At 47.8% G+C, this 22432-nt stretch carries 25 protein-coding genes and 1 pseudogene; 5 read left to right on the forward strand and 21 right to left on the reverse strand.

The features are described from left to right. Positions 1–311 precede the first annotated feature (311 nt). The 3 genes from KQJ23_RS17485 to KQJ23_RS17495 form a co-directional block, all read right to left on the reverse strand. Positions 312–524 (reverse strand): hypothetical protein, encoded by a 213-nt coding sequence (locus KQJ23_RS17485; protein WP_216480207.1) that lies wholly within the window; start codon positions 522–524, stop codon positions 312–314. 130 nt (positions 525–654) lie between these two features. After that, positions 655–888 carry a DUF2249 domain-containing protein gene (locus tag KQJ23_RS17490; RefSeq protein WP_216480208.1) on the reverse strand — a complete coding sequence of 78 codons (234 nt, stop codon included), beginning with the start codon at positions 886–888 and terminating at the stop codon, positions 655–657. A 22-nt stretch (positions 889–910) separates the two neighbouring features. Beyond that, positions 911–1225, reverse strand: a complete 315-nt coding sequence (locus tag KQJ23_RS17495; protein WP_216480209.1) for a hypothetical protein — start codon at positions 1223–1225, stop codon at positions 911–913. 276 nt (positions 1226–1501) lie between these two features. Between KQJ23_RS17495 and KQJ23_RS17500 the strand changes: the two genes are divergently transcribed. Next, positions 1502–2140, forward strand: a complete 639-nt coding sequence (locus KQJ23_RS17500) for an AAC(3) family N-acetyltransferase (protein WP_283571202.1) — start codon at positions 1502–1504, stop codon at positions 2138–2140. A gap of 143 nt (positions 2141–2283) precedes the next feature. Here KQJ23_RS17500 and KQJ23_RS17505 read toward each other — a convergent pair whose 3' ends face one another. Next, positions 2284–3234: a VanZ family protein gene (locus KQJ23_RS17505; RefSeq protein ID WP_216480210.1), complete on the reverse strand. Its 951-nt coding sequence runs from the start codon at positions 3232–3234 to the stop codon at positions 2284–2286. Positions 3235–3668: 434 nt separating this feature from the next. Between KQJ23_RS17505 and KQJ23_RS17510 the strand changes: the two genes are divergently transcribed. Next, a complete protein-coding gene (locus tag KQJ23_RS17510; RefSeq protein WP_216480211.1) occupies positions 3669–4574 on the forward strand; it encodes an AraC family transcriptional regulator in 906 nt (301 codons plus the stop codon). 176 nt (positions 4575–4750) lie between these two features. Here KQJ23_RS17510 and KQJ23_RS17515 read toward each other — a convergent pair whose 3' ends face one another. The 12 genes and pseudogenes from KQJ23_RS17515 to KQJ23_RS17565 all read right to left on the reverse strand — a co-directional run bounded on the left by KQJ23_RS17515 (position 4751) and on the right by KQJ23_RS17565 (position 14581). Then, a complete protein-coding gene (locus tag KQJ23_RS17515; protein WP_216480212.1) occupies positions 4751–5599 on the reverse strand; it encodes an AraC family transcriptional regulator in 849 nt (282 codons plus the stop codon). Positions 5600–5838: 239 nt separating this feature from the next. After that, on the reverse strand, positions 5839–6297 hold the full coding sequence (locus tag KQJ23_RS17520) for an OsmC family protein (RefSeq protein WP_216480213.1): 459 nt from the start codon (positions 6295–6297) through the stop codon (positions 5839–5841). Between the two features lie 146 nt (positions 6298–6443). Next, positions 6444–6685 (reverse strand): annotated as a pseudogene (locus KQJ23_RS23825) (ankyrin repeat domain-containing protein); the annotation flags it as partial. 59 nt (positions 6686–6744) lie between these two features. Further along, positions 6745–7956 (reverse strand): hypothetical protein, encoded by a 1212-nt coding sequence (locus KQJ23_RS17525; protein WP_216480214.1) that lies wholly within the window; start codon positions 7954–7956, stop codon positions 6745–6747. A gap of 27 nt (positions 7957–7983) precedes the next feature. Then, positions 7984–9006 carry a leucine-rich repeat domain-containing protein gene (locus KQJ23_RS17530; protein WP_216480215.1) on the reverse strand — a complete coding sequence of 341 codons (1023 nt, stop codon included), beginning with the start codon at positions 9004–9006 and terminating at the stop codon, positions 7984–7986. A gap of 406 nt (positions 9007–9412) precedes the next feature. Further along, positions 9413–9778: a GntR family transcriptional regulator gene (locus KQJ23_RS17535; RefSeq protein ID WP_216480216.1), complete on the reverse strand. Its 366-nt coding sequence runs from the start codon at positions 9776–9778 to the stop codon at positions 9413–9415. A gap of 1 nt (position 9779) precedes the next feature. Then, the gene (locus tag KQJ23_RS17540) at positions 9780–10436 is read right to left on the reverse strand and encodes an ABC-2 transporter permease (RefSeq protein ID WP_216480217.1); all 657 of its coding nucleotides are present in this window, start codon (positions 10434–10436) and stop codon (positions 9780–9782) included. Next, entirely contained in the window at positions 10429–11283 is an 855-nt protein-coding gene (locus KQJ23_RS17545; protein WP_216480218.1) for an ABC transporter ATP-binding protein, read from the reverse strand. Before KQJ23_RS17545 ends, KQJ23_RS17540 begins: the two co-directional genes overlap by 8 nt. Before the next feature lie 206 nt (positions 11284–11489). Beyond that, positions 11490–12566 (reverse strand): helix-turn-helix transcriptional regulator, encoded by a 1077-nt coding sequence (locus tag KQJ23_RS17550; RefSeq protein ID WP_216480219.1) that lies wholly within the window; start codon positions 12564–12566, stop codon positions 11490–11492. Positions 12567–12771: 205 nt separating this feature from the next. Then, on the reverse strand, positions 12772–13131 hold the full coding sequence (locus tag KQJ23_RS17555; protein WP_216480220.1) for a collagen-like protein: 360 nt from the start codon (positions 13129–13131) through the stop codon (positions 12772–12774). Positions 13132–13224: 93 nt separating this feature from the next. After that, positions 13225–13461, reverse strand: coding sequence for a DUF6953 family protein (locus KQJ23_RS17560; RefSeq protein WP_216480221.1), 237 nt, complete (start codon positions 13459–13461; stop codon positions 13225–13227). A 136-nt stretch (positions 13462–13597) separates the two neighbouring features. Further along, the gene (locus tag KQJ23_RS17565) at positions 13598–14581 is read right to left on the reverse strand and encodes an aldo/keto reductase (RefSeq protein ID WP_216480222.1); all 984 of its coding nucleotides are present in this window, start codon (positions 14579–14581) and stop codon (positions 13598–13600) included. A gap of 150 nt (positions 14582–14731) precedes the next feature. On the opposite strand from KQJ23_RS17565, the gene KQJ23_RS17570 reads away from it, so the two are divergent. Both KQJ23_RS17570 and KQJ23_RS17575 read left to right on the forward strand, forming a co-directional pair. After that, the gene (locus KQJ23_RS17570; protein WP_216480223.1) at positions 14732–15295 is read left to right on the forward strand and encodes a TetR family transcriptional regulator; all 564 of its coding nucleotides are present in this window, start codon (positions 14732–14734) and stop codon (positions 15293–15295) included. 31 nt (positions 15296–15326) lie between these two features. Next, entirely contained in the window at positions 15327–15608 is a 282-nt protein-coding gene (locus KQJ23_RS17575) for a toxin-antitoxin system YwqK family antitoxin (RefSeq protein WP_216480224.1), read from the forward strand. Between the two features lie 217 nt (positions 15609–15825). Here KQJ23_RS17575 and KQJ23_RS17580 read toward each other — a convergent pair whose 3' ends face one another. The 3 genes from KQJ23_RS17580 to KQJ23_RS17590 all read right to left on the reverse strand — a co-directional run bounded on the left by KQJ23_RS17580 (position 15826) and on the right by KQJ23_RS17590 (position 18507). Continuing rightward, a complete protein-coding gene (locus KQJ23_RS17580; RefSeq protein ID WP_216480225.1) occupies positions 15826–16836 on the reverse strand; it encodes a Gfo/Idh/MocA family protein in 1011 nt (336 codons plus the stop codon). Between the two features lie 198 nt (positions 16837–17034). Next, positions 17035–17874, reverse strand: a complete 840-nt coding sequence (locus KQJ23_RS17585; protein ID WP_216480226.1) for a sugar phosphate isomerase/epimerase family protein — start codon at positions 17872–17874, stop codon at positions 17035–17037. Between the two features lie 39 nt (positions 17875–17913). Then, positions 17914–18507 carry a carbohydrate-binding family 9-like protein gene (locus KQJ23_RS17590; RefSeq protein ID WP_249529868.1) on the reverse strand — a complete coding sequence of 198 codons (594 nt, stop codon included), beginning with the start codon at positions 18505–18507 and terminating at the stop codon, positions 17914–17916. Positions 18508–18733: 226 nt separating this feature from the next. Between KQJ23_RS17590 and KQJ23_RS17595 the strand changes: the two genes are divergently transcribed. Further along, positions 18734–19639: an AraC family transcriptional regulator gene (locus KQJ23_RS17595; protein WP_216480227.1), complete on the forward strand. Its 906-nt coding sequence runs from the start codon at positions 18734–18736 to the stop codon at positions 19637–19639. A gap of 23 nt (positions 19640–19662) precedes the next feature. On the opposite strand, the gene KQJ23_RS17600 is transcribed toward KQJ23_RS17595, so the two are convergent. Both KQJ23_RS17600 and KQJ23_RS17605 read right to left on the reverse strand, forming a co-directional pair. Continuing rightward, complete coding sequence (locus tag KQJ23_RS17600) at positions 19663–20685, reverse strand: LacI family DNA-binding transcriptional regulator (RefSeq protein WP_216480228.1); 1023 nt, start codon at positions 20683–20685, stop codon at positions 19663–19665. Positions 20686–21079: 394 nt separating this feature from the next. After that, positions 21080–22432, reverse strand: coding sequence for an ABC transporter substrate-binding protein (locus tag KQJ23_RS17605; protein WP_216480229.1), 1353 nt, complete (start codon positions 22430–22432; stop codon positions 21080–21082).

A 22432-nucleotide genomic window follows, 5' to 3' on the forward strand; every position in this document is an offset into this window, starting at 1 on the left:
TTCTTGCGGGTAAAGTCTGTTTCAGGATTTTTTACATAAGGTGCTGGTGAGGCTGACATTTCTCGTATGAGAGATGTCAGCGTATCTTTTAGCGAATTCGCGTACGCATTCATGGGCAGAGCCTCCTCGTTTTTCAAGGGGCTTCGCCACACACTTCCAACTGCTTGTCAAGTCTTTTTTCTTTTTGTCGCAAAAAAAGAGCGGGCTATCTTTCGATAACCTGCTCTTTTTCTTGATTTTTTGAACCAGCACCCTAACTTAATGACATTGGCCCATTGGCCTCTCCTTTTTGAATCTGGTCTATAGAATGGCTAGATAGCAAGCTCTCCGTCTTCGGCAGCCTTCAAAAATGCGTCGATAGGCAAGAGCCCCTCTGGCTGCATCGGTCTGGGCCGCACACTTACATATCCATCCTCTGATTCGATGGCCTCCGTATCAATAAGAGACTTTACTATGGAAAGCCCCCATAACAGGGAAGGATCCTGAATCTCATGTGGCTGCACCATCTGTTTGATGTTGTACACATCCTCATATCCCATGAAGGATAACACAACTACATACTGTACCTGATGATTGTTGTTCGATACTATAAAAACCCTTCGATATCCATGAGGAACATGACAAACGGGTTGCCATCTTACAACAAGCGATTCTTTAGACACGTCCGATTTTTACACGGAAGGTTTCCGGTCCTTGCTCAAGGTATTCCCAAGTGAACTTATTCGGCCGTTCAATTTGAAATTGGAAAAATAACGGCTTCGGATCATGGTCATTAATCAACAGCATATCTTCTCCAGGGTTCAATGTATCAAAGGTTTCGAAAATAACCTTGTGTTTGATTTGCGGCGGGTACTCGGGTGCAACGACTGTAGCTTTGAAATTTTCCATTGTTAATTCCTCCTGAAAAGTCTTATTTTTCACAATGTTCGTGATAAAGTGTTGAGATTATACCGAAGAAAGCATAATAAAATGGTTCTGGCGCAACTAATCTGAAATGGCCGACCTCATCACAAGAAAAGTTAAGTGCCTTTTCCAATAAACGATATGTTGAATAGGCATAGAAGCAAAAGTACTTATACTCGAATTTCGGCATTTTGTCATAGATGACGGCAATTTCCTCTTTATATTGATCGATGTTTTTTACAGCTTCCTTAACGATCGTCTCAATATCCTCAAGGCCTGCCTCGAGCAGCAGTTCATTCTTTTCTATGCGGATATTTGCCACTTGATATCACCCCCAACTTGTTTTCTGTCTATTATTCTAAAGAACATCTCCATATCAATTGTGTTTCCCGTCACATTTCACAAATACATAAAAAAAGAATCCGCTTTAAGCTGACTCTAACGCCCTGCCGATTGCTACCTGAATTCTGTAAATGTTCTCACGGTCGGCATAAGCTAATAAAGCTATTGTTGCCAAGGAATATTGCTGATATAGTATAGAAAATCAATCGAAGGAACTGTTACGTGGCATCTCGGGGAAAGCGCGCAATACAGGGCCTTGATTCGATCCCTTCTCGAAATTGTCGGTGAAGAAGGGACTTTGATGATGCCCTCCCAAACCTGGAAGAATCTCGACCCTTCCACAGGAGTACATGGCGATGTGCCCATGGAATGGTGGCCGATCATCCGGGAGAACTGGCCGCCCTACGATAAGGAAATAACTCCCGCGATCGGCATGGGCGTCGTGGCTGAAGTGTTCCGAAAGTGGCCGGGAGCCCAAAGGTCGGTCGCCGCAGTAGGCAAGCATGCGGAGTATTTGACTCAGAACCATGATTTATGCAACATTTTCGGAAAGGATTCCCCGTTGGATAAATTATACCGCCTACACGGGTACGTCCTCCTGATCGGCGTCGGCTATGATAAAAACACTTCGCTGCACCTGGCCGAAACTAAAGCTGACTTTCCTTCCAAGAAGTTTGTCCATGAAAGCAGCGCAATTATGGAGAACGGAACGCGCAAGTGGGCAACCTATGAAACCCAAGCTGTGGACGATGAAGACTTTATCCGCCTGGGAGAAGAATATGATAAAGAAATGAACATCAAGATTCATAAAGTCGGAAACGCCGAAGTCCGGTTTCTGGACCAACCGCAGTTGGTGGACTGGGCAGCCGCGTGGATGGAGAAAAACAGGGGTTAGGATTTTCAAAAGTAACGCCCTATTACAGGCAATACAAATCACCATGCTGTTTGAAACAACAAGTGTAAAGGCCATCCCGCAAAGGATGGCCTTTCTTCGCAACTGCAATTATCTACATGGCTCTTTCAACAAGTCCGCAAATGTTATGATTCCTCTCCCCGGTTCCAGGAATAGGACATCTCCCTAAATCCCGCATCCCATAGCTTTACATTTCCCTTAATTAGGATGGTAAGCTCATGGCCCCGTTCGAGGTAGATGGAGGACATATCCAGCTCATGACGTTGATCTCCTGCAGATGCGGACAGAAGCTCTTCTCCGTCAACGACAACGCTCAGACTCCCATGAACGTCCTCTTCGTCGGGAACTCCATAATTAAAATAGAGATAAAGCTCCTTATTGCCTAACTGATAAGTGTACGTCTCACTATCGTTGCCTTCTGCGCGATACACGTTATATTGGGGCTCGATGTGTTCCCCGCCGATTATAAAGTTGTATCGTCCGGTTCCCGCCGACGGATTTCCGGTGCTGTCCCTCAAATCGTTTAACGCCACGAAAGGGCCCATTTCCTTGGCAAACATCTTATCGACAAGCCCGAAGGTCCCCCACACCACGATCATAAGGACCATCGCAGAAAGTCCCGCAACCGTTATATTCCTCCAGACATGCCGGGTACGGAAACCGAGCTTGTAAGCCCCGAATCCTATGGCTGCACCGACGGAATTCTGAATAACGTCGTTCATATCGAAGCTGCCGAGCAAAGTCAGTGCCTGAACCGTCTCCGCCACAAGAATGGACAGGACGAACAAGGCCATGAACCGCATAAAACCGGTCCTCGGATATAACCATGGAATCAATATGCCAAACGGGATGAAAGCAGCGACGTTTCCAAATGACACAACATCCATCAGAGTAGGGTGCAGAAGGTCGGACAGACCTGGCAGCCTAAAAAAATCCTCCGGCATAAAAATGAAGGTGTAGCCAGTCCCTCGACGAGCATCATCTGCTCTGCCGAATGCGAGCAACATAAAGTAAAGAATCAGAAGGGTATAGGTTACGGTTATGGTCAAAATAATCTTACGCTGTTGTGCAGTCATCGTGTACTCCTTTATCTCCCGGCTTGAGATCATCGTTAATATATGCTCTCTTGCTTTGCACTCTCCCAAGGTATGAATAGATATAGATCGGCTTATTCCCAAGATAGTATGATCAAGCAAATTCCTAACCGGCACCTTACAGGAGAGCAGGATTCAAATAAACAAAGATTCCTCCAGGAAGAATCGACTTTTTATTGGACTCTGGAGCAGACTTGAAAAGCCAAATTTAGAGCATGCCCATTCTTCTAACGATCGTTTCAGGGGATTTGTTACACGCACAACAAAGAGAACAGCCCGCAAGCCGTTCTCTCCCCACTGTCTGCCTAGTCAGAAGCACGCGGACGAGCCAATCATGTCCGAAAAAAGAGCAGAAGCCGTCAAACCCGCTCTTCTGCACCCGTGGTATGCTTGAAAACAAAGGAGGTGCATCGTATATGCACGCATGGGAAGCCATACAAAAAACGTTGGATTATATAGAGGACCACATCAGCGAAAGCCAAGAAATCGATGAGTTGGCCGCCATAGCCGCTTTGTCCCCGTTTTATTACCAAAGGTTGTTTTCCCGGCTAGTGAAGAAGCCTGTCCGGGAATACATCCGCTACCGCCGCCTGGCCAATGCTTGCGAAGCGCTGGGATGCAAAGAAAACCGGATTCTGGATGTAGCTTTGGAGTGGGGCTTCGGCAGCCATGAGGGCTTTACCCGGGCCTTCAAAGAGGCCTACGGCATTACGCCGGAGCGGTACCGGGAGTACCCGGTAAGGCTGAACCAGTTCACCAAACCGGACTTGAGTCTGGGCTACACACTGATCGATGAAGGAGTGCCGCTGATCAGCGATGGTCTGGTGCTGGAAATTAACCGGAGAACGTTGGAGCAGCCTATCCTATTTATTGGCTTGAGCGATTATGTTCCTATCGATGGTCAAATGCCAATTGGAGAAGCTACCGGAGTGGACGTTCCTGGGGAGGTATGGAGGCAATTCCACGAGCGCAAGGGCAGCATAAGCCGGCCTCCCAGAAGCCGGGAGCTGGGAGTAGCCTTTTTGGGCGATGCGCCTAAGGGCAGCTTCACCTATTTTGCCGGAGCGGAAGCACTGCCGGATGCAGACCCCCGGGAGTTCAAAGTGTGGCAGCTCCCGGCCCGGGAATATGTTGTTTTCGGCTTCGAGGCGGAAAACTTCGAGGAGTTAGTCACCTCCGCGCTCAACAAAGCGCTCAACTACAGCGAACTGTGGCTGAAAAAGCACGGCATGGTCAACATGCTGTATGCGCCAGAGCTCTATTACGATTGCACTCCGGAAGCAAGCTATATGGAATTGTGGCTTCCCGCCGACAAGCAATAAGGTTAAGGTGTTAGGAATCATCATGAAAATACATAAACCAGTACGTACAAGGGCCCGTCCAAAAAGCTAGTGAAGGCTGACTTCTGGAAGGCCCTTTGTGCATATAATGCTAGACAGCAAGCTCTCCGTCTTCGGCAGCCTTCAAAAATGCATCGATGACAAACGGGAGGTAATAATTATTTTTTCCTAACCGGTATCCATATCTCCCCTGCTTCATACCCGGCTAGTCCATAGTACATTTCGAAGCTGGGGCCTTCTACCTGCTCGTATTCGGATGTCGGAAACCATTCGGAATAGATCCGATCCCACAGCTTTTGCAAATCACATTGCGGTTCCGGGAAGATAGCCCATGTTAATGCCGGGACAGAGAGCTTTGTAAACCTCTCCGGAATTTCAAGCCCCTTAGGCAAATGATAACAAATCATATATTTAAAAGATTCTCCATTATCATCATATAAGGCAGCGTGCAGCATGGTGTCGCCAAACCGTCCCAGCATTTCGTTCATTAGATCCACACTGCCGTCATCATCACACTTTTTCCGGAATTCTGGAACTTCGGCAAATGCGGTCTGTCTGTTTGAATTGATAAGGCCGTACACTCCAAACATCTCAAAAGGCCCTCTTTGTTCCATGCGATAATTCATTTCGACATCTCCCTTTATTGAAATATGAAAGGACATTCGAGGATAGGCCTTAAGAGAAACCCCTTTATCGCGCGCCGATACCGGTATGATCCCATGAAGATTCTTAAACGCCCGTGAGAATGCCTCCGGCGAATCATATCCATATTTCATAGCCACATCAATCACCTTGGCATCTGTCGTCTGCAGTTCAAAAGCCGCCAAGGTCAACCGCCGGCGCCGAATGTACTCGGATAACGATACTCCCGTAATAAACGGAAACATCCTCTGAAAATGATAAGTAGAGCAACAGGCGATCTGCGCGATTTGATCATATGAGATATTGTCCGCCAGATTTGTCTCGATATATTCCATGGCGTTATTCATCCTGTCCAACCAATCCATCGTGTTCCCTCCCTTCAAAATCAACTTTATGGCAGATAAGAAATGAATGCCGTGCATTTTCTGCACGAAAAAGTCAGTATCGTCATCAGCTCAGGCTCCTAGCAAATCGAAAGCTTCGAACCGGATAGAATCCTTTTCGAGAAACATTCCATCCTTTCCTGCATGTTGAAGACCTTCATGCAAAAAGAGCAGCACGCGTGATTACCTCCGCATGCTGCTCTCTTCCTCTGATTCGGGACTTATGCCTCTACTGACTTCTCTATAATAATGTTCTCCAATTTGAGATTTACCGGATTTGCAATGGTATCTCCAACAGGGCACTTGCTCTCCAAAAAGTGTACAAATTCTTCTACCTTCTCTTTGGGTGAATCGGTTTGAATCCGGAATGTATAGCGAATATCAGAGTAACCTGGACGGACGGAAGATCTGTCAAAGAAACCGTCGAGGTCAACGTCCCCTTCAACCTCCACACGGAAGTCATCAAGCTTTACGCCAAATTTGGGAGCATAAACCCTTGCCACAATAGACTGGCATGCCCCTAACGAGGCAAGAAGCACTTCGACCGGATTCATTCCGGTGTCGGTTCCGCCTAAGCTCTTCGGCTCATCAATGGTGATCTCGAAATTTCTGGAGGTAGTTTTAACTTGAACTCCTTTTTGCAAATGTGCCGTTGCTTTGAAAGTATGTACATCAGCCATGTTAATCACTCCTTAAGTTTTAGTTAAACAAAAGAGCCATAACCTCAACTAATAATAATTCCTAGTATTTTACTATGTATTATAGGGATGGGGATCGGAGTTGTCAATATGCTAAAAAAGCCCCTACTGGGGGCTACACTCAACACTTAGTCATTCACTCCAGTCATATAAGAGCCTTCAATAAACTTGATGAGGTGCATTTCAGGCTGCGCGAGAAACTCGGTAAAGCTGCATAAATCCGCATAAGTCTGATGCTCTACATCATAGCAACCGATCCGGCCTTTGTTCTCCGGATTCCAAACCAGTTGCAGATCGGGGTAATTGCCGATATCCGTTGATAGACGCAGCAGCTTCTGACGGCGCCTACTTTCATCTCAATCGTATCGGTCTATCACCCCAATCAAGGTCCTGTGAAAAGTAAAAAAGGTTAGGATACCGTTGTTTTAATCAATAATCGCGCGCGGCATCGAACCAGCCTTGAGCCAGCTCCTCCGGGATAGGCTTGCCGATCCGATGCTCGGATTGGCTGAGCTGCCATACTGCTTCGCCAAGGTCTTCTCTCTCGGTCGTTTCGATGCCTTTGAGGGAATTAAAGCGCGCGGCGAAAGCCGTAATTGCTGCTTCGGCATCGGCAAAGCTGCGGGCCTGAGCCAATGCTGCCTGGGTAATGTCGTAAGCTTCGTTAGCCAGCTTGGCGAGACGTTTAGGCCAGGACGAGAACGGGCGGCCATATTCGGTCGTCCACCACTCCGGCTTCCTCAATTGGCTCACAGAATGATGACCCGTCCATGGACGGACCTGGTCGCGTGCTTTCATTTGCTGCTTAAGGCGTTTGCCCGCGCTCTCTTCCACATTGTAAGCGATAAATCTGTCCAGTGACGGCCACGCGTCCAAGGACGGCAAGCCCTCCAGATCCGGCATGAAGCGCAGCTCCAGATTCGTTAACCCGGCATGACCTGCCGACAGGTCCAGATCGCAGAAGTTCCCCCACAAGCTCAGGGAGTTCAGATTGGGAAACCGATCCAAGCAGTCCAGCGAGATGGGCTGTCCCAGCGGAGTGTTTTGCAGCGTCAAGCTCGTCACCTGATGCAATTCGCCCAGATCGGGCAGCCTGAAAGGCGGATCATTCTTTCGGCGGCCCGTGCTCGGCGCCAGGGCCAGAAAAGACGGAATGCCGCCAGTGGACGTGAAGCGGGATAGATCGCCGGACACGCTCAGGCGGAAGGAACTCTTCGGGAGCTTCAAGCTCAGGCGCTCCCCGGACGGCCCTAACTCGATATGTAAGCTATGCAAAATGGACTCGCTGGCATCCGCCGCTGTATCCGCAGACAGGACCGGAGCCCAAGTCATCTCTTCGATGGGGCGTGTCTTGGCCCACTCCATAAACCCTGCGTCACTGCCTGTATAGTGTAGAAACCGCGGCCAAGGCGAACCTGCCGGTGTGCTAAAGACATCGAATACGGTCCAGTCGATGCAGGCATCGGAAGGGACGTGAAGGTCCGCCTTTTTTCCCAAGTGCGGCGGTCCGATGGATAGGCTGCCTACACCGGGCTGAATGACGAGCGTATGGCTTTGGGGGCCCGTGAGGTCGATGGGATAACGACCGGGTGCGCTGATTAATGCTGATGAGCTGGCATGATTATCATTTGGATTTGGCACTCTATCACCCTTTCTTGTATCCTTGATTCAGATGCTCCATTTTTGAAAGCCCAGCTTTAATAGGGAAGCTTGTACTTCCTGATCCGCTTTGCTTTTGGAGGTCATGAATTCCACTTCGGATAATGCCGTCGGAAGCTTTTGCCGGATAAAAGAATCAAAATCGACAGCCGTTCTGGATATGCGCAGCTTACGCAGTGAGGGCAGTTGCTCTAATCCCGACAAACGAGTCAAACCTTTGCAATTCGAGATGGTGATCTCCTCCAACGCCTCCATCCGCCGATCGAAGCTAATTTCCCGTAACTGAGCTTGATCCTCGATGACCAGGCTTGTCAGCGCCCGGAAATTCGTAATATTGCTCAGGTCATGAAAACCGCGGATCCTGCAAATCTCCAAGTGGTCGAATTCATTCTCTTCGATTTCCTGGATATGCTCTCTACCTCCAAGCAGAATACGAAGCTGCTTTAACTTCTTCAACCGGTTTACAAAATGTAACGGCAATTTGCTGATCGAATGCAGCGCGAGGTAATTCAAATCTTTCAGATTGCCTATCGCATCCAGGTTTTTCACCTTGCCCCCGACATGCAAATGTTCCAGTTGGGAGAACGCTTTGAAATACTCCAGGTTGAGCACCCTTTTATCAGAAATAACCACCAAATCCTTTAAAGAACGCAGCGAGTCAAATCCCAAAATATCCGTGTTCTCTAACTCATATATACCCAGATGCAAACTGCATAAGTGTTCCAGTACGTCCAACGTTTCGGTGTGATGCGCCTGCACAAGACTATCGAGATGCAGCCTTTTGACATGGGGAATTCTCAGGAGCGTACGGCCGTCGAACGAGAGGGAATAATGGCCATAGAACCGCACTCCGAAGTTTTCATCCAAAAGCGCGCACAGCTCATCCACTTCCTCCAAAATGGAGCCATAGAAGTCCGGATGAGTGAACTGGACAATGACTTGGTTTCCGTCGCGCAAATCTTGCTTGATCTGTACCCGGTCCACTGTGGCAGGATTATTGATCAGAATTCTTCTTTTCCATATCTTGCGCATTCGCAAACCTCCTTTTGTCTTACTCCGCCGCATCGGCAATCTCTACCGTCAGCGCCTTTGTCTCTTGGTTTCTTGAATTGGCTTGCCCTCTTCCTATAGTGGATATGGCAGAGCTTTTTCCGCTGTGATGTTGTCCGAATGCTAGGCTAGCTTGTACCACTTGTATCTTATTTCCATTATAGTGTTCGTTTGCCCTACGACCACCTCCTTTTTACCTGAATTCTGGAAGCAGATTTAGTTCATCATGGAAAAAGAGGGGGCCTCTCCGTCTTTTCAGGACTTTGAGACACCCTCTTTGGAACTACATACATGTAATTTGCTTACCTCAGAACCCTCTCACGCTCATGCATATGTCGATAATCGAATCCTCCAAGAGCCCAGGCTGTTACGGCTATGGAGCATAGCATTAATAATTCTTTCTCAGCAGCTCGATTACCTCATCCAGGGTAAGACCAAAGGATTTGTAGTAGGAGGTATCGATTTTCATTTGGCTCAAAACCATGTCGTTGCGGATTTGCAGTATCTCATCGGAAGTGAATTCGGCTACAAAACAGCCTTTACCCGTGACGGTATTGATCAGTCCGCTTCGTTCGAGTTCTTCCCAAGCTTTCTTTACGGTAATGACACTAACACGAAGCTCTTGGGCTGCCTGCCGAATCGGCGGTAAACAATAGCCGCCTTCGAGTTCCCCTTTCAGGATTTGGGCGCTAATCTGTTCGAAAAGCTGCTGATAAATCGGTTTTTCCGATGTATTCGAGATCGATACGTTCATTTCACAAAATCTCCACTTTGAGGAATCGCTTAACCGCAATCCGATAGGCGATCATGTTCAATGCAACAAAGATCATGATGCCCGCGGCAAGAATAGATATTTGAAGTCCTGTATTATGGACCCCGGAACCGATGAAAATATCGGATGCCATCGGACTGGAGATTGAGATCCATTGAGCAACTCCGGCAAACAGCATAGCGGCCGGAATGGATACAAGCGCTGCCCAACCGAAATTATACGCTGTCTTGTAGTACATGGGGATGAAGATCACGTTAAAGATCGCAAGCATGATCAAACACAGGCCCCAAAAACCCATGTACGGTCCGAAGAAATAAGGGGACGGATCCGGATATAAGTAAATATTGATCACACCAAAGATCATAGCCGCACCGACATGCAATAATTCCAGAATGATCATAACGATCACCCTTGCTTTCACGATATCTTTTTTGGTGATGGGCATCATCGAGGTAAATAACAAATCTTTCTGTGCTCTAAATTGTCCGAACATAATAGGTACCGTGATCCAGCAAAAATAGAGAATGACCAGGAAATAGATCCAGCCTGGAATTAGCATTAAGGCGCCTAAAAGAACGGGGAGGATCAGAAAAAATGGACTGATTGCTAATTTCAAATCCTTCATCACCAGGTTATACATACATATCCTCCTTTTTCGCGAAATAGATCATGATCTCCTCAAGGCTCGGCGTAGCTGCTCTAATATCGGATGAGGAATCAAAGTCTCCGGAAGGGATCAATCCGGTAAAACCGAATGAGTTCACTTTGTAGGAGATCATCTTATCTTTGACTTGGTTCAGCTGGCTTTCGCTGCCGCTCAGTAAGCGATAGGACTCCAAGAGTTCATTTTTCTCTGAACTGGCGACGATTTGCCCATTGTCAATAAAGGTAATAAAATCCGCGCATTTTTCCAGGTCCGATGTAATGTGAGTAGAGAAAAGAATGCTGATTTCACCATCAATGACGAGCTCTTGAAAAATATCCAACAGGTCGTCTCTTGCCGCCGGATCGAGCCCGCTTGTCGGCTCATCAAGAATGAGGAGCTTCGCCCCATGCGATAAGGCAAGAGCCAGATTGTATTTTACTCTCATTCCTGCCGACAATTCAGCTACTTTCTTGTTCTCATCCAATTTGAATCTTCTCAGATAGTTGTAATAGGTGTCAGTATCCCAGTTCTTGTAGAACTTCTTAATGACCTCGGTCAATGTTCTTAACTTGCTGCGGGTGTAGAAATCAACGCCGCCAAAAGCGCATCCGATGTCCTGCTTCAATTCAGTTTCGTATTCGCCGATATCCTTGCCCAAAATACGCACTTCTCCGCTATCGATATGAATCATATTCAGGATCGATTTGATCGTGGTCGTCTTCCCTGCGCCATTGGCACCGATAAACCCCATAATATAGCCCTTTTCTAGTTGAAACGATATATCCTTTAACTGAAAATTCGGATATTTCTTATTCAAATTTCGAATGTCTATAGCGAGCATGTCATACCTCCTTCTAAAACTGTGTATGTTGTGTATGCACAATATATCATGGAGAGCGGATGAAGTCAATTGCCCCTAATCCAATTCTGAACACGTTTCTGAATATCACGAAAAAACCGCTGAAACACACTACTCCGTACCTATAGTCAGTGGAAAACGTTGAACATATATGGAGCTTAAGCGCTTTGCTCACTGAGGATTGAATTTTAAGCTTTACGAACTTGCCTGATGATTTCAATATATTGCAGATCCCCATATCCAAGGGTCGGAAATACAGAAATGAGTTGTCTCACCAATTCCGTCTGGGAAAGATGGGCATGGTCCTTAATATATTTCGTTACACTGTTATCTTCAGCCAGCATACTTAAATGCAATTCAATAGCTTGATACATGACCGGCAATAATTCTATCGATGGCTTCTGTTGATGCAGAAGCACTTCTTCATATACATTTAGATAACTGCCTAAAAAAAGCTCCGTTTGATTGACTTTAAATTCATCATCCCGAAAGCTATTTAAAAACACCTTCCCCTTATAGTTAGACTGCTCCAGATAAGCCAGTACGGTCAGAAGATTCATTTGGCAAAACACATCTTCTCCAAACCATAAAACGATGTAATTATAGTGATTTTGAAATAAAGGTTCTAATGGCTTTATGACTATCTTCTTGTAGCTTTCTACTGAGCTTTGGTGCCCATCTGCACGAAGCTGAATAAATCGATCATCGAATATGGGCTTTGAAGCCGGATGCACACACATGGCTTCATTGAATGGAACATAATCCGAGTTCCCCATGATTTTATTCGAATGAAATTCATCGTACAGGCTCTGTCCATTTAAAATGTTTAAAACATCCGCATCAAATAACTCTGCCTTGCGACTTTGCAATTGGGTTACCTCTTCTTTGAAGTTCATGTTATGTACATCTCCTTCTCGAATTAATATCAGCTTCGCATAAGATTGAACCGGTTTTTGATTGATTTGCAATTCGCCAGGGCTGACTCCAAATACGGATTTGAATGCCCTGCTATACGCTTCTTGCGAGGAATAACCATAATGAATCGCAATATCAATCACCTTCCGCCCGTTTGCTAAATCCTCTATCGACAAATAAAGCTTTCTAAGTAAAACATATCTGCGAATACTTATGCCTGTTGCTTGATGGAATTTAAAAGAACAATAATAAGGAGAATAACCTATATATTTTGCTAATGCATCTAGTGAAAATGTGCCTGTCAAATGTTCTTCGACCCATTCAATCATGGACTGTATATAATCATTCATTTACACCACTCCTACTTACATTATAGATAGGAATATCTACATTCGTTTGATAGTTGTTGTGATTCCCTTATTCTATAATCATAAACAACAGAACCACCTAAAGCGTTATGAATTCAACGTTCTAGATGGTCTCATTTTTTAAAATGTGCTGATATTATCCCCATCAAAAAGAACAGCCTGCGGCTGTCCTCTTTGGCTGTCTGTCTTAGAAGCATGTGAACGAGCTAATCCGATTCAGATCAATGCCGAAGTACCCCCAGAAGAACCCGAACCATCTGAACCCTGCAACGGAATTAGGTCCGATGAATACCGGGAAGAACCAGAATTGCTCGCCATTGTTCAGCCAAATGTATGTGTTGCGGAACAGGCAGCCTCTGATCGCACCGGGGTCGACGGCAAATGCAGTAGCCGACATTTGCGGCACGAATTGCGGAGGAGGAGCCGTCGGCGCTTGAACGCCTCCCGGTGCACCCCCAGGAAATCCCCCTGGCCCGCCCGGTCCGCCAGGTCCGCCCGGGAATCCTGGAAATCCTCCGCCGGTTCCCGGCGCTGGAAAAAATCCCATATGTGATCGCTCCTTTCAATGAATAGGCATAATCATCATATGCATCCGTGGAAAGTGAGTGACGCTATGTGCTGGTTTCTCAAGCTGTTTATTTCAGGTCCAAGCCCAAAAAAATCCGTCGCGGTCCCAAGCAATTCTGCCTCCGTGGAGCTTGCGAAAAGCCTTCTTCACCTCTTTGGACAGCGAGGCATTTCCAATCTCATTCACGAATACGAATTGTTCGCCGAAACGAGTCTTCACATAATCAATCGCATCGGTCTGGTATAGCGACCCTCTGAACCTGATTTCCTTGACCATCCATTCTGCTACTTCCTGAGCAGTTACTTCCATAAATGTTGCTCCTCTCTGCTCGCTTACTCATAAATTGCTCTATCAGTATAGCAACAATACCCAGATCTGTATTCCTCCATTTCCAAGGGATTTCGGTATATCCAGCAAAAGACGGATAGTCCCGTTTCTGGCTCTTTTATTTCCCCAGCTTGCTGGACACCTGCACCGGATATCGATCCCCGGAGATTTCAATTGTGGACAGCGCACTCTCCAAGTTGCTCAGTTCTCCCGGGGTAAGCTCTATATCAGCAGCTCCAAGGTTTTCCTCCAAACGCGTCAATTTTCTTGTCCCTGGAATTGGAACAATCCATGGCCGTTGGGCAAGCACCCAGGAAAGCGCGATTTGGGCCGGAGTCACCTGTTTCTCAGCGGCTATCTTACGAATCAGGTCGACCAGAACTTGATTGACTTCCATGTTCTCTGTGTTAAACCGGGGAGAGACGGTCCGATTGTCTGCTTTGTCAAATTGGGTATTTTTATCGATTGTACCGGTCAAAAAGCCTTTGCCCAGCGGACTGAAAGGAACGAAACCAATACCCAGTTCCTCAAGCGCAGGGAGCAATTCTTCCTCCGGGCTTCGCCACATCATTGAATATTCGCTTTGAACTGCGGCAAGGGGTTGAACCGCATGGGCGAGGCGAATTGTGCCCACATCCGCTTCCGAGAGCCCCCAATGTCTGATCTTGCCCTGCCGAATGAGGTCCTGAATGACCCCGGCTACTTCTTCTATAGGAACGAGCGGATCAACACGGTGTTGATAGTACAAATCAATTGTTTCGACCTTCAGACGCCGAAGTGAACCTTCCACCGATTCTCTGATCTTCTCGGGCCTGCTGTTCAGCACCGGTTTGCCATTATCCGACATTAGGCCAAATTTGGTAGCAATCGTGACCTTCCCTTTGAGCGGGGCGAGCGCCTTACCCACCAACTCTTCATTGGTATAAGGACCGTATAATTCAGCGGTGTCAAAAAACGTTATGCCCCGGTCGAATGCCTGGTGAATCAGCGAGATCATCTCTGCCTGATCCGATGAAGGACCATACCCCATGCTCATGCCCATACACCCGAGCCCAAGCGCCGAAACCTCTAACCCGTCTTTCCCTAATATCCGCTTCAACATGATTCATCACCCTTTCATTTAATGTATAGAGATTTTGATCAGTTATTTAACTAACCGGTTAGTCAAATATAAATCTTTCTAACCGATTAGTCAAATGATATACTATTCTGGAATAAGCTTACCCCCAATTTAAAAGAAGGATGATTAAACATGCGAAATGCCGATACGACGCGGCAATCAATTTTGAACGCCGCTCTCGAAGAGTTCTCCGCCTTTGGCATTGCCGGAGCACGGGTCGAGCGCATCGCCAAAAATGCGGGTTTTAATAAAAATCTAATCTATGTCTATTTTGAGAATAAAGAAACACTCTTCACAACGGTTTTGCAAAAATACCTAGACCGTGCCTTTGATGCTATTTCGTTCACACCGGACGACCTCCCGGACTATGCCGTACGGGTGTTTGATTTTGCCATGGAGAATCCCCACCTCATTCGGCTGTTGATGTGGTCGGATCTGGAGGATAAGTCATTCAATCGCCCGGAACGAAGCGCGATCCATGAACAAAAGCTGCAAGAAATTCGCGATGCGCAGAGCGCGGGACGCGTGGGATCGGCTTTCCCACCGCACATTCTTCTCACGTCCATCATGACGCTCGCAACCGCCTGGACGGAGAAAAATCCTTTTGGTCCGACGCAAAACCCCGAGGTTACGAAGAACCTGGAGGAGATCAGGGCCTCCGTTGCCAAAACCGTTAAATTGATGGTTCACGCTTAGTATCTATACCATTAACGGGGAGGGAAAAGAAATGGATGATGAAAAATGCGACTTGATCCAATCGAACGGTATCCGAGATAAGAAAATGGAAATCATAGACGGTTGGACCATCAAGTATCACGCAAACGGAAAAACCATGTGGTCAAAAGGGAAAATGTCGGGAGAAACTCCTGATGGCTACTGGGAATGGTACCGCCCGGATGGAACCCTAAAGCGTTCCGGGCATTTCGATAAGGGCGAGCCTGTCGGGGAGTGGATTACCTATGACAACAAAGGAAAGAAATACAAAACCACAAACCGCGGTGAAAAATAATATAACAAAAAGCTTGCCAACAAGCGATACTCATTCCCGCACCCGCCTGGTTTTTCATTGCAAATTTGTTTATTGAACCGTATCGGCTTGCCCTGCAGTGATGGTCGACACTGGCTTCCTAAGCAATGCGGAAAACCGCGCCCTCTAACAAATAGGCGCGGTCAATAAGCGATTGCAGAAGTCTTGTATTATGACCTCAGCTTGTCGTATGTCTACATTACAGACTAATCCAGGCTCCTCCAGCCTCGGCCGATTGCTTTTCCCCTTCCACCAGCGCTACCGAATCAGCCGCACTCTCCGGCGTACAAATCACGATGTCTGCATGGTTCTCAATAGCTCCAATGAAATGCTTCAGCTCCCGGTAATATCCGTCTTCCGCAAGCAGCTCCGCCTTGAAGCCCGGCTGATCGTTAGGATTAACCGTTACCGTGCCGCCGTCGAATACGATATTGCCCCGTTCGAAGTTAACCCGGTAGCCCATGTAAAATCCATGATCCCCTTCCAGCGTCCAGTCCACCTGCGAGTTAATTACCTTGCCGTCCGGATAGGCATAATGCGTGGAAGCAATGTCATAGCCGCTGCCCGGAATCACGTTGCGGCCGATGGTAGATACCTTCTCAGGTGTTCCGAACAGCCACTGAATCATATCGGAATCATGGATATGCATATCCAGCAAGGCGCCGCCGCTTAAGCTTTCGTCCAGGAACCAGTTCTTCGGCGCCTCCGAGCCGCGATAGAAATAGCCAGCTGTCACCTTGCCAAAGCGTTCCTCCTCAATCGTTGCTTTCAAATATTCATAGCCCGGCCAGAAACGCAGACATTGTCCGATCATCAGCTTTCTGTCATGCTTGCGGGCCGTTTCGGCCATCTTGCGCGCATCGGCGGAATGACGGGCCATCGGCTTCTCGCAGAACACATGGTAGCCGCGCTCCAGCAAGGAACACGCCATCTCCGCATGGATATAGGTCGGAACAGCAAGGTCGATCATATCCAGTTCCTCTGCTGCAACCATCTTCTCGATGTCATCATATAACCGGTAGGCGGACAGATCATACACCTCCTGGCCCGTGGACATATTCCCGCCCGCTTTGCTGTCCTTCAATTCGTCAATAATCAAGTCACAGATAGCCACCAGTTCAATCTGCTGTCCTTCATTCATCAGCCGTACATAATTATCGAAATGCATACGGCCCATAAAGCCGAAGCCAACCAATCCAATCTTCAACATATTGCTTCCTCCTTGAAATAAAAATAGTGAGTGTTCAAAAAATCAGGTTTTCAGCACCGAGAAGCTTGGATGAAGCCAGGGACTGAGTAGCGGAGCGTAGACAGATCTACGTGAGCAACGGAAGTCCCGGTTGAATTCAAGATTCGACGCCGAATTTGCTTCCTGAGCCACTTCGTGATCAAAAGATGACTTTTTGAACTACCTTCCCAGAATCGCGTCCATGGCCGCCGATGTATTGTAAATAATCTGATGTGCATGATGCGCATAATGCGGGATCATTTCAGCCGTAACATAATTGTTATAGCCTACCTCCTGGAGGGCAGCGACGACAGCAGGGTAGTCCACGTTGCCGGCCAGCAGGTCCACAAACCCATGCAGTCCGCCTGCTTCACGACGGTAATCCTTGAAGTGTACCTTCTTGATACGCGAGCCAAGAATCCGGACCCAATGCTCCGGATAACCCGAGTACAGCACATTACCGATATCCAGATAGGAGCCTACATAAGGCGAATTCACAGCATCCAGGAAGCTGCGCATTTCCAGCGGAGATAACAGGAATTTATTCCATACATTCTCGATCCCGATGGAGACGCCCACCTTTTCCGCTTCTATGGCCAGCTTAGTGATCGCTTCCAGCGCACGGTCATAAGCTTTATCATAAGGGACAACCTCGGAGCCAGGGATAAAGTCGACGCCAACCGCTCCCGGAATGACCAGAATCGCATCCACACCCAGCGCTGCCGCCAGCTCCAGCTGCTTCTTGCAAATATCGGTCGCTTTGATCCGATTGGACTCCTGCTCGCCGGTCATGGAATAGGACCAATACAAGCCGGTAGCCAGACCGCAGATTTCTAGTCCCTCCTCCTCCAATTGACGGCGGATTTGATTGACCTCTTTGTCCGTTGTTTTCAGTCCAAGCTCACCGTCTTCATTCAGGGATAGCTCGATCCCTTCGAATCCAGCCGCCTTAGCTACACGAATGCTTTCCTCAATGGTTGTTCCTTCAGGGAAAGACCAAATATTAATACCCTTCTTCATCATAAGTCCTCCGTTTTCTAAATTTATATGAATGGTATGTTAGATCACAAACTGCATCCGGCCAAAATACGAGGGGATGTGAAAGTTAACCTCTCCCGTCGGCCCCCACGCCTGATACTCTCTTGTTCCGTCTGGCTGTTCGTCAATGCGATAGAAGTTCACGCGCCACTCCGTCCCCTCCACCGGCGCTGGAGCGGAGTCTCCCCAAGGCAGCCGCAATTCATAGATTCGTCCATAGGACTCCTCGAGAACGACGCTCGTCTCAAGTTGCTCCATGTTCCAGGAGGTATCTGCCTCAGTTCTTCCATCCTCACCCCGTTCAATCCAGGCATCGAAGATGACATTGAACGGACTGACCTCGATTTCGATGTAACGCCCGCCTTCGCCGACCATGTCAATGAACACTTCCACGACATCCTGCTCATACAGCGGGTCGTCCCGATTCTCATAATGGGATATCGCATATGAATCCTTGCACCGGAATTGAATGTGCCATGCCTCAGTTGTCCAACAAGCACGTACCTCTGTTGGCTCCTTGACCAAACTGCCCGTTACCGTATCCACAAGCAGAACAGGCGCGATCTGATCCCAAGGGATACTCGCAGACTGGTCCGTCACAAGCTGCTTGCACAAGTATATTGGTACGTTGATGCCCACCTGCAAAACCGTTACAACCACCCCCTATTTGCATTTTTCCGTTGGAGAGTTACATCAGTATTAAAAATTGATATTCTTGGTCTACACCTTTAATTATATTGACTTTATGAAAATAATTATTTAGCGCAAAAAGATAATTTTTGTATTTTTCCGTGATAATATTAATGGAAGTAGAAAAATGCGGATAAGGAGGAACCACCCGATGAGCGAGGAATACGTATCAGCTGTCAAGACGCAACACGCCCCCTTTGCCGACTGGTCGCCAGGCATCCATTATGCCCAGTTCCAAACGCTTGCTCCGTGCCATTTTCCGATGAGAAGGCTCTATGATTTTGAACTTCTCTATGTAGCCCAAGGAGAACTGGCAACAGCCATGCATGGACAACGTTATGTGCTGTCTGCGGGACAGCTCATCTTCCTGTCCCCCGGGGTATATCACCAGAATGAAATCGTGGCTGGGCCGGAAACGAAACTGATGGGCATTCATTTTGATTTTTTTGGCGAGCTGATGATTCGCAGAGAAGAAGATTTGGTTGTCGGGGAGGATGAATTGGTCTGGGACAAACTGGCTGCTGAGCCGATCATCGGGGGAGGTCCGGCCTTCTCCACCGATCCGCTCTATACCCCGTCCCTGGAGTGCGTGCAATTTATGGAACAGCTTATTCATGAATTCTCCAGACGGGATCTGGGTTATGAATTGGTGTGCAAGGGATTAATGCTGGAAATACTTGCGCGCCTGCTTCGCTCGCAAATGACCCGGCGGATTGCGGGCATTTCAGAGCATGGCGAACGGATCGAGCGGCTGACGGAGCGGATCGATGCAGCTCCGGCCGAGGATTGGTCCAATCGGCGGATCGCTGCCGAATTGCAAATGAGCATCGACCATGCCGCTAAGCTGTTCCGGCAGGTGGTAGGAATTCCTCCCGGAGAATTCGTCAGGGGGATTCGGCATCGCGAGGCGTGCAAGCTGCTTCGGGATACGGAGTGGACGATCGAGGAAGTGGGCGCCCGGGTAGGCTATCCGGATATTCATCATTTCAGCCGATTATTCCGGATCAACGAGGGGATATCGCCCCGCGCCTACCGCAAGCTGGCCAGTATTTTGTAATAAAAAAACTCCTCCAGGCAGCTTTATTCGCTGCCCGAGGAGTGACGGAGCATGATTTTATAGGGAATCATCAGCTTGACCGGAATCGCATATCGATTCTCTAAATAATCCAACAGCATCTTCACCGCGAACATGCCCATTTCCAGCTTGGGAACATGAATGGTAGACAAAGGCGGCGAAGTAAACTCGGAGATTTCAATATTATCTACACCGAAGAAGGCGATATCCTCAGGGATCCTGAGTCCGCGCTCCGTTGCCGCTCTCATCGCAGCAATCGCCATCATATCACTTGCCGAGAAGATAGCTGTCGGCCAGTTCCCGTGGTTCTCGAACGCTTGCTTGGTCAGCTCGTAGCTTAACGCCACATCCCACTTCACATCGATGACCCAGTCGTCATTGATCGTCAGCCCGGCCTCTTGCATCGCGCTTTGGTAACCGAGGAACCGCTTCTCGCTCCGGAAGTGCCCGTCCAGTTCTGCACCGCCGATATATGCGATTTGCCGGTGTCCCTTGGCAATGAGATACTGCACCGCTTCCTTGGCTGCCGATGTCCGGTCATAACGAACCGTAGGAATCTCCTTGTCCGCCAGATCGATGCCGACGATGACGCCTACGTTCTCCCGAAGCCACTTGTAGGCCTCGTATTCGATGCGTTCAACAATCAGAACACCGTCCGGGCGGTGCTCCTTCACCAAAGCCTGTAGCTGCTGAAGATCACCTTGCTTCTCCAAGCTATGCACGAACTCCAGCCTCATCCCGGATGCGGCAAGCTCCTTCTCGATCCCCTCCAGAATAACGGAGAAATAAGGATTATTGTACTTATTTTGAGGCATTGCCACTATACAGCCTACACGATAGCTCAGCTTGGGTGCCTGCCTCTTGGCTTTGTTGGCTCGCCGCGTATTATAACCAATTTGCTCGGCGGTTTCCCAAATTTTGCGCCGCGTCTCTTCGCTGACAGATCGGTTGCCATCATTCTTCATGACTCTTGATACCGTTGAGATTGACACTCCCACTTGTTCAGCAATATCTTTTAGTGTCGCCATCTTTTTCCTATTCCTCTCTGCAATCCCGTCGCAATAATGTATATATATTTCTAATATAGAACTCAAAAAAAGAGAAAAATTGCGGCAAATTTATTCTACATTTCTTATCATCGTATGTCAAGATTGCCTCGGATAAGGAACAGACCATGTCTAGGGCTCCCCCTTCCGACATGGCCTGATGGCGTTTGTATATTGTTTTCTGTTGATGACTTTTAAAAGTGTGGTGAACAGTTTTGCCGGAAGGCCGATATGGAGCTGAAACAGCGGAAGCGGTCGCCTTTAAACCCGGATTTTAACCTTGTGAGGTTTAATCGAATCCAAGAATACGGGTTTAACAGCGAGTGTAAGCCCCTATCGGTCGTAGGCCCTTATTGTTCACCGCACTTTTAAATTTCTATTTTATTTGCGCAGCCAGCTCCGAAATAGCTGCATCAAGATCGCCTTCGCCTGACAGCGGGAGCTTCAACGTTTGCTCGCCATAAGTCCATACGAGATCCGTTTTCTTCACGGTAAATGGCGAAATAATGCCGAACTTCTGCGCATCAAGGAAGATTTGGTTGGCTTCCCCTGCTGTTTCTACATAAGTATCTGCAGCTTCTTTATTGGCTGGCAAAGAATATCCTTGTTTGGCCAAAGCAATTTGCCCTTCCGGACCAGCCAGCCAAGAGAGCAGTTTATAGGCTGCCTCTTCATGCTTCGTACTGGCACTAATCGCGACACCAGCTGGTTGGACAACGGTTTGAGTGGTTTTGAATTTAGGCAAATAAGTCACGCCATAATCAATGCCCGCCTCTTGATAGTTCGTCGTATTCCAGTTGCCGCCCGGGTTCATCGCTACCTTGCCTGTCGTAATGCTCAGGTTGACCTGGCCTCCAAGTCCCTCAATCTGGGCCGGAGTCGTGTTGATTTTCTTATTCTTAGTCACATCAATGAATAATTCCATGACTTCCTTGGCCTCCGGAGTATCCAGAGCCAACGATCCATCCTCATTCATTAATTTAGCTCCATTCGACCATAGCTCCGGTTCAAGGAACCAGTCCATGGAAGAGCCTGGCGAGATGGACATTCCCCACTGAACGATATTTTTGGCATCGAAGCCTTCTTCGTCCGCACTCTTGCCGTTCTTATCGATCGTCATCTTCGTAGCAATCTCGATGATTTCATCCCAAGTGGGTTCCAACGATGGTGTAGGCGCATTTTTAGGATTCCGCTCGGCATCATTGAAGAGGCCCTTATTGTAGTACCAGACGATGACATTTCCGTCAATCGGCAGTGATACCTGTTTATCTTGATATTGATGCAGGCCAAGCAGACTGTCATCGATGTTGTCCAAATTAAATCCGCCGTCTGCAAGCAAGGTATCAAGCTCTTTATAAATACCCAGTTCAGCATATTTCTCAATGTACGCATAACTTGTCTTGAACACATCAGGAAGGGTGCCGCCAGCCGCATTGGCTGTCAGACCGTCCCAGTAACTGCCCCAATCCTTGCCTTCCAGCTTCACCTCAATGTCGGGATTGGCATCCATGAATTGATCCAGTAATTCTTGCACCCGTTGCAGTTCCTCAGCGGTTCCCCACTGGGAATAAGTAATGCTCACAGGTTCAGCCGTATTAGCGCCACTTCCGGCGGAATCATTCGGCTCTGCCGCAGGTTTATTTGTTGCTTGGGAACAGCCGGTCAGGCTAAGAACCAAAGTCAAAATCAGGCTTAAACTCCCCAATAGCCATTTACGCTTCGTTTTCAT

The organism is Paenibacillus brevis, from assembly GCF_018919145.1.
Taxonomy (GTDB): domain Bacteria; phylum Bacillota; class Bacilli; order Paenibacillales; family Paenibacillaceae; genus Fontibacillus; species Fontibacillus brevis.

Coding starts and splice junctions, on each gene's coding strand:
- KQJ23_RS17550 (WP_216480219.1), bottom strand. CDS start 12,566: ATGAATGATTATATACAGTCCATGATTGAATGGGTCGAAGAACATTTG.
- KQJ23_RS17585 (WP_216480226.1), bottom strand. CDS start 17,874: ATGAAGAAGGGTATTAATATTTGGTCTTTCCCTGAAGGAACAACCATT.
- KQJ23_RS17555 (WP_216480220.1), bottom strand. CDS start 13,131: ATGGGATTTTTTCCAGCGCCGGGAACCGGCGGAGGATTTCCAGGATTC.
- KQJ23_RS17520 (WP_216480213.1), bottom strand. CDS start 6,297: ATGGCTGATGTACATACTTTCAAAGCAACGGCACATTTGCAAAAAGGA.
- KQJ23_RS17545 (WP_216480218.1), bottom strand. CDS start 11,283: ATGCTCGCTATAGACATTCGAAATTTGAATAAGAAATATCCGAATTTT.
- KQJ23_RS17505 (WP_216480210.1), bottom strand. CDS start 3,234: ATGACTGCACAACAGCGTAAGATTATTTTGACCATAACCGTAACCTAT.
- KQJ23_RS17600 (WP_216480228.1), bottom strand. CDS start 20,685: ATGGCGACACTAAAAGATATTGCTGAACAAGTGGGAGTGTCAATCTCA.
- KQJ23_RS17510 (WP_216480211.1), top strand. CDS start 3,669: ATGCACGCATGGGAAGCCATACAAAAAACGTTGGATTATATAGAGGAC.
- KQJ23_RS17560 (WP_216480221.1), bottom strand. CDS start 13,461: ATGGAAGTAACTGCTCAGGAAGTAGCAGAATGGATGGTCAAGGAAATC.
- KQJ23_RS17570 (WP_216480223.1), top strand. CDS start 14,732: ATGCGAAATGCCGATACGACGCGGCAATCAATTTTGAACGCCGCTCTC.
- KQJ23_RS17540 (WP_216480217.1), bottom strand. CDS start 10,436: ATGTATAACCTGGTGATGAAGGATTTGAAATTAGCAATCAGTCCATTT.
- KQJ23_RS17575 (WP_216480224.1), top strand. CDS start 15,327: ATGGATGATGAAAAATGCGACTTGATCCAATCGAACGGTATCCGAGAT.
- KQJ23_RS17580 (WP_216480225.1), bottom strand. CDS start 16,836: ATGTTGAAGATTGGATTGGTTGGCTTCGGCTTTATGGGCCGTATGCAT.
- KQJ23_RS17530 (WP_216480215.1), bottom strand. CDS start 9,006: ATGCGCAAGATATGGAAAAGAAGAATTCTGATCAATAATCCTGCCACA.
- KQJ23_RS17565 (WP_216480222.1), bottom strand. CDS start 14,581: ATGTTGAAGCGGATATTAGGGAAAGACGGGTTAGAGGTTTCGGCGCTT.
- KQJ23_RS17595 (WP_216480227.1), top strand. CDS start 18,734: ATGAGCGAGGAATACGTATCAGCTGTCAAGACGCAACACGCCCCCTTT.
- KQJ23_RS17490 (WP_216480208.1), bottom strand. CDS start 888: ATGGAAAATTTCAAAGCTACAGTCGTTGCACCCGAGTACCCGCCGCAA.
- KQJ23_RS17515 (WP_216480212.1), bottom strand. CDS start 5,599: ATGGATTGGTTGGACAGGATGAATAACGCCATGGAATATATCGAGACA.
- KQJ23_RS17535 (WP_216480216.1), bottom strand. CDS start 9,778: ATGAACGTATCGATCTCGAATACATCGGAAAAACCGATTTATCAGCAG.
- KQJ23_RS17605 (WP_216480229.1), bottom strand. CDS start 22,432: ATGAAAACGAAGCGTAAATGGCTATTGGGGAGTTTAAGCCTGATTTTG.